The sequence below is a fragment of the Methylobacterium tarhaniae genome (genome assembly GCF_001043955.1).
In the GTDB taxonomy this organism is placed as follows: domain Bacteria; phylum Pseudomonadota; class Alphaproteobacteria; order Rhizobiales; family Beijerinckiaceae; genus Methylobacterium; species Methylobacterium tarhaniae.
In genome coordinates this window covers 1-6,663 of the sequence record NZ_LABZ01000298.1, presented here as the reverse complement: position 1 = coordinate 6,663, position 6,663 = coordinate 1, and the positions used below count along the sequence as shown (strand labels likewise).

Here is a 6,663-nt window from a genome sequence, read left to right as displayed (position 1 = left end):
CGGATCGCCCACAGGGCCTCGCGCCGCCCGAGCCCTAAGCACGCGAAGGCATCCGCGGCGGCAAGGCTCCGCAGAGCTTTCAGCGACAGCCCGGTCCGGCGCCACAGATCCTCGACCGAGCGGAACAGGTCGGCCTCGCGTACGGTGGCGATCCGGGCGCCATCCGGGTTGGGCAGGCCGCGCACCAGCCGCAGGCCCAGGCGCACCGCCAGCCTCCCCTCCCCCGCCGGCTCCAGGGTGCAGTCCCAGCGCGAGGCGTTGACGCTGATCGGCCGCACCTCGACCCCGTGGCTGCGTGCGTCGCGCACGATCTGGGCCGGGGCGTAGAAGCCCATCGGCTGGGCGTTGAGGAGGGCGCAACAGAACACCTCGGGATGGTTGCACTTCAGCCAGGACGAGGCATAGGCGACGAGGGCGAAGGAGGCGGCGTGGCTCTCCGGGAAGCCGTAGGAGCCGAAGCCTTCGAGCTGGCGGTAGGTGCGGGCGGCGAAATCCGGGTCGTAGCCGTTGGCGATCATGCCGCCGACCAGCTTCTCCTCGTAGAGGTTGATCGTGCCGTCGCCCTTGAAGGTGCCCATGGCGCGGCGCAGGCCGTCGGCTTGCGCCGCGGTGAAGCCCGCCGCCACGATCGCGACCTGCATCGCCTGTTCCTGGAACAAAGGCACGCCGAGGGTCCGCTTCAGCACGGCCTTGAGTTCCTCGGTCGGATAGGTGACCGGGTCGAGCCCGCGGCGCCGGCGCAGGTAGGGGTGGACCATGTCGCCCTGGATCGGGCCCGGCCGCACGATCGCGACCTCGATGGTGAGGTCGTAGAGATTTTTTGGCTGCATCCGCGGCAGCATCGCCATCTGCGCCCGGCTCTCGATCTGAAAGACCCCGATCGTGTCGGCGCGCCGGATCATCGCGTAGGTGGGCTCGTCGTCCTGCGGGATGTCGGCGATCTCCCGCGGCGGGTTCGTCTCCGGCCGGTGCTCGGCCAGCAGCGCGAAGGCCCGGCGCAGGCAGCCGAGCATGCCGAGGCCGAGCACGTCGACCTTCATGAAGCGCAGAACCTCGATGTCGTCCTTGTCCCACTCGATGATCTGGCGGTTCTCCATCCGGGCCGGGACCACGGGGCAGAGGAGGTCGAGCCGGTCGAGCGTCAGGACGAAGCCGCCCGGGTGCTGGCCGACATGGCGCGGCGTGCCGATCAGCGCCCGGCCGATCTCGAGGGTGAGACGCAAGGAGCGCTCGGAGAGGTCGAGGCCGAGGGCCTTGGCCTCGCGCTCGCCGACGCCGTCGCGCGACCAGCCCCAGACCAGGCGGGCGAGCGCCCCGGTGACGTCCTCCGGCACGCCCAGCACCTTGCCGACCTCCCGCACCGCGCCGCGGGCGCCGTAGCGGATCACCGTGGCGGTCAGCGCGGCCCGCTCGCGGCCATAGGTGGCGTAGATCCACTGGATCACCTCCTCCCGGCGCTCGTGCTCGAAATCGACGTCGATGTCGGGCGGCTCGTCGCGGTTCTCGTTGATGAAGCGGGCGAAGAGCAGGCCCTGCGCGACGGGATCGATGGCGGTGATGCCGAGGCAGTAGCAGATCGCCGAATTCGCCGCCGAGCCGCGGCCCTGGCACAGGATGCCCTGAGACCGGGCATAGCGGACGATCGCCTCGACGGTGAGGAAATACGGGGCGTATCGTTTCAGGGCGACGAGGTCGAGTTCCGCCACGAGCTGCCGGCGGACGGCCTCCGGCACCCCGTCCGGGAAGCGCCGGGCCGCGCCCTCCCAGGTCATCGCCGCGAGCCGGACCTGCGCCGGACGGCCATCGTCGCCGGCCTCGTCCGGGTAGGTGTAGGTCAGCTCATCCAAGGAGAAGCGGCAGGATTCGGCGATTGCCGCCGCGCGGGCCAGGGCCTCCGGGTGGCGGGCGAAGAGGCGGGCGGTCTCGGTCGGGTCGTGCAGGTGGCGCCCCGCATGGCGCTCGCGGGAAAAGCCCGCAGCCGCGATGGTGGTCTTCAGGCGGATGCAGGTGACCACGTCCTGCATCATCCGCCGCTCGGGCACGTGGTAGAGCACGTCGCCGAGGGCGACGGTCGGCACCCGCGCGGCCCGGGCAAGGCCCGCGATCCCATCGAGCCGCAGGTGATCGTTGACGCCGAAGCGGCGCGACAGGCCGCAGGAGAGGTCCCGGCCGAAGATCGCCTTCAGGGCGCGCAGGCGCTCAGGTAACGTGTCGTCCGGCCGGTCGGCGGGCAGCACCGCCAGGAGGCCCTCGCTCCATTCCGCCACATCCGCGGTTGTCAGGTGGCAACCGCCCTTGGGCGCCCGCTCGCGCGAGCGGCCGATCGTGAGGAGGCGGCAGAGCCGGCCATAGGCCGCCCGGTCGGTGGGGTAGACGAGCAGGCTCCAGCCTTCCGTCAGGTCGAGCCGGCAGCCGACGATCAGACGGCAGCCGGTGGTGCGCGCCGCCGCGTGAGCCCGCACCATCCCGGCCAGCGAGTTGCGATCGGTGACGGCGAGGGCCCGGATGCCGAGGAGGGATGCTGCGGAAAACAGCTCCTCCGGCGAGGAGGCGCCGCGCAGGAACGAGTAATGGGTGGTGACCTGGAGTTCGACGGTCATGGGGAGGCCGATCGACTGCTGACGGCAGCATCGCCGGCCCTCCGTCTCTCCCGCACCACGACCTCATCCTGAGGTGTCAGCCGATCGTAGATCGACTGACCTCGAAGGAGGGCTCCAGAAGTCTCACAGATAACTGGGTCCCTCCTTCGAGGCTTCCTTCGGCCGCACCTCAGGATGAGGTCGCGGGTGGGATCAGGCCCGACACGATCAAACAGGCTCTGAACGACCGGGCGCATCACGCCTCCCCCAGCCCGTGCAGCCACCAGCGCGCGCCATCCTTCGTCAGGGAGTCGCGAAACAGCCAGTAGCGGGCACCGGTCTCGTCCTCGACCCGGTAATAGTCGCGGATGGCCGAAACCTCGTCGTCGGACAGCCACCACTCGCCGAAGATCCGCTCCGGCCCGTCGGCCCGGGCCACCCGACGGCGGGTGCCGCGCCAGGTGAAGGCGGAGGGCGGGGCGTCGGGGAGCGCCGCCAGCACCGCCACCGGCTCCGGCACGGGAAGCAGGCGGCCGGGCCGCGGCAGGTCGGCGGGCCAGGTCACGCCGGTGGCGGGGCTCAGGGGCGCGACCCGGCGCACCGCCCGCTCGGGCCACTCGCTCTCGACCGGCGCCCGGCGAAACACCCGGCCCGGCCCGAGGCGCAGCACCAGCCGGTCGACCAGCTCGGCCATCGCCTCCGGGTCCGGCTCCTCGCCCGGCGCGGCGAGCTGGCGCGCCTCCAGGCGCTCGACCCGAGAGGCGGCGAGCCGCGCCTCGTCGAGGCCGTGGCCGGGATCGATGGTGGCCAGCCGCTCCGAGAGCAGGCGGGCGAGGTGGCGGGAATCGCGGCTCGGCCGGGCGGTGCCGACGCTGACCGACTGGTCGAGCCCGTCGACGCGGCGAAACACCAGATCGAGCCGGCGCGCCCCGAGCCCGTGCCGGGTCAGGTGGTCGGCGAGCATCGCGGTCAGCCGCCCGGTCACCCGGGCCAGCGTCTCGGGCGCCCCGATCGGCTCCGGGAAGGCGAGGCGCACGGCGTGCTCCGCCGGCGGCGCCAGATACGCCAGCGGTTCGGAGGCGAGGCCGAAAGCCTGGTCGAGGCGGCGGCCGGGCGCCTCGCCGAAGCGCAGGCGCAAGGGGCCGCGGGGCTGCTCGGCGAGATGGGCGATCCGGGTCAGGCCGAGCTGGCCCATGCCCGAGACGGTGTCCCGGTCGAGGCGCAAGCTCCAGAGCGGCAGGTCGAGGAGGGCAGCGCGCTGGCCGCCCGGCGGCAGCACGGTCTCGGGGTGCAGGCAGCGGGCGGCGGCCCAGGCGGCGCCGGGCGTGTCGGCGAGCGCCACCCGGACCCGGTAGCCGGCCCGGCCGAGGCGGCGGCGCAAAGCCGCCAGCAGGGCCGCCTCGCCGCCATGCAGGTGGGCCGCTCCCGCCACGTCGATCCAGATCCCGTCCGGCGGGTCGGGGGCGACGAGGGGGGCGTAGGACAGGCACCAGGCCGCGAGCCGCCGAAGCGCCGCGGCGTCGCCCTCCGGATCGGCGGGGATCAGGTGAAGGCCCGGCACCATGGCCTGCGCCTGCGCGACCGCCATTCCGGGGCGCAGGCGCAAGGCGCGGGCGGCGCGGTCGACGGCCGCCAGCACCCGGCGCGGCCCCTCCTGCGCCACCGCGACCACCGGCTCATCCGGCGGCGGAGAGCCGTGCCGGCGCCGCCACAGGTCGGTCGGCCAGGTCGGCAGGAACACGCAGACGACCCTTCGCATCGGGAGCCTCGAGGAGCCAGGTGCGGGGCTCGGCGCCCCGGGCGCGGACGAGCGCCACGGTCCAGCGGGCCCGCGACAGGCCCGGCACGGGAAGAGCGGCAGAGGGCGCCGCGGTGACGCCCCAGCGGGTCGCGGCGGCATTCGGTTCCGGGATCGCGCTGCCCCAGCGGCGGATCACCAGGGCGAGGCTCCCGCTGCCCTCGGCGGCGAGCTGGAGCCGGCGCGACGGGGTGAGCCCGAGCCGGGCGACCTCGCCGACCACCGCCGCGAGGCCGCGATGGCGCAACCCCTCCTCCATGGTGGGCAGGATTTCGGCCTCGCGCCGGGTCTCGGCGTAGAGCACCCGGTCGGGATGGAGGCCGACCGCGGCGAGGCCGGGAGCGAACAGGTCGCGGCTCGCCAGGCACCACAGGACCGGGCCGGGAAGCCGGGCGAGGATCGCGGCGGTGAACAGGGCCGCCAGGGCCCCCTCCCCGTCCACCGGCCCTGCCGCCAGCACCTCGTGCACCGCGCCGAGGCGCAGGCCCCCGCCCGGCAGGTGATCGTCGAGGGGGGCGACGCCGAACGGCAGGACCGGCCGGTCCGCCCCCTCGGGCGCCAGCCCACCGATCTGCTCGCGCAACGCCGCGAGCTGCCGTTCCCGCTCGGCCTGCCGCATCTCATGCCCATCACCGACCGAAACAACAACTCGTTCTTGTTTTGTTCGGTTTCGTGGGAGTGTCAATCGGGGCTGTGGACGGGAGCGCCGTCGGAGCCTGCTCAAACCGGGCTCCTGTTGACGGCAGCGGGGATAGCGCGGCCGGCGCGGCCCGGAAAGCCCTGCCCTGCAAGGGGATCGGGCGGGGACGCGGCGCGGGAAGCGGGCGGGCACAGCCGTTGGACAACGGCCCCTAAGCCGCCAGGAGCGCCGCTGAGCTGGATTCGAGGCCGGCGGGTGCCGTACAACGGTCATGGGGCACGACGGGCCTCTACGGGCCTCCTGGTGGAGAATCCGGCGATCCCGGCGCGTCGGAGGGCTCCGCCTCGTGCGGAGCCGCGAATCCGGCGCCTTCCGGGGGTCGGCGCGCAGCCTCGCGCGACACGCCGAGTCGCCTACGCCGGGCCATCCGCGATTCACACAGCTTTCCAAGCTGTTAATCGGGGGGCTGCGCTGAGTAACCTACGGGGGCACGCCGAGTCGCCTTCGCCGGACCGGCGATTCCGCGCAGACCTGCCTACGCGGGTGCGCCGAGTTGCCTACGCGACCGCGCAGACCTGCCTACGCGAAGTGGGTCTAAACCCTTGCAGGAAATCGCAAAATCGCGACCCCATATAATACCCATATAGCTCTACGGATTCAGACTCGGAATCTAGATTCTGAATCTCTCATAAAAAGGCTTTTGGGGATCAGGAGTTAGGGAGCCTCAGGGGGCCGACCGTCGAGATCCGGCCCGTCGGGGATCACCCCGGGTGGAGCCCGGCTCGTCGGGAGGGACGCCGCTCCCCTGCCCGCTCGCTCCCGAGTCTTGGGCTTCCGTTCCCTGAGTCGGAGACTCGCGGCACCGGAGTCCTCGTCCGACAAAGCCCAGCACAGCCGGAGTCGTTTCCACGGGGAAGAGTCGAGGCGAGGCTTGAGACGGCGGAACCGACTCGCCTGTACGCTGGCTGATGATTCGCCGTCCCGATCCGGGACTCTCGCTCGACTCTCGGGGCTTCGTCGGTGCCCGGAAATACTTGGCTGCGACTCGCGGCTCTCGCCGGACGGACGGTTACCGGCGGCCTGACCGATCGCGGCGGAGCGTAGGCAATTCGGCGTGGAGTCGTTCACGTCCCGTAGGCAGGTCTGCGTGCGCGCAAGCCGAAAAAAACCGTGGAACATCAATGGGTAGGCAATGGATTCGAGAGGTCGCGCCAGCGGTGGGACCCGTAGGCGACTCGGCGGTCTCGGACACGGTACCGGCAATGCCAGGGCGTAGGCAACTCGGCGTGGAACAGCGGCGGCGGCCGGGCGCCGTGGTGCGGCCGGACAGGATCTTTGAACCGGTACTCAGTCAGTGAACTCAGGCCGTATCGGCTTATGACCCCCAGTCGCTCAGATTTTTTTGTGACCCGAAGAGATCAATTGGGATAAAATTGAGTTAAAATGAAAAAATACTCCATATAATATCGTCTGTTTGCGTCAACGGACTGCACATAGACCCTCCACGTCATCCCGGGGCCGCGCAGCGGAGTCCAGGATCTGGAAACGCTGACGGTGCCGAACGAAACGGAATGCGGGCCGCCTCATCCTTGAACGCCAGCGGCTATGGATCCGGGTTCCGCTGCGCGGCCCCGGGATGACAGCGG

General features: G+C 71.6%; 3 protein-coding genes. All 3 read right to left on the bottom strand.

The window, feature by feature from the left end:
* The coding region (locus VQ03_RS29045) for an error-prone DNA polymerase (protein WP_048454404.1) at nt 1-2,600 on the bottom strand (2,600 nt) is incomplete at its 3' end.
* Nucleotides 2,601-2,835: 235 nt separating this feature from the next.
* Nucleotides 2,836-4,338, bottom strand: a complete 1,503-nt coding sequence (locus tag VQ03_RS29040; RefSeq protein ID WP_083468298.1) for a DUF6504 family protein — start codon at nt 4,336-4,338, stop codon at nt 2,836-2,838.
* Complete coding sequence (locus tag VQ03_RS29035; RefSeq protein ID WP_048454403.1) at nt 4,256-4,996, bottom strand: ImuA family protein; 741 nt, start codon at nt 4,994-4,996, stop codon at nt 4,256-4,258. The genes VQ03_RS29040 and VQ03_RS29035 overlap by 83 nt, the downstream gene beginning before the upstream one ends.
* Nucleotides 4,997-6,663: the final 1,667 nt, after the last annotated feature.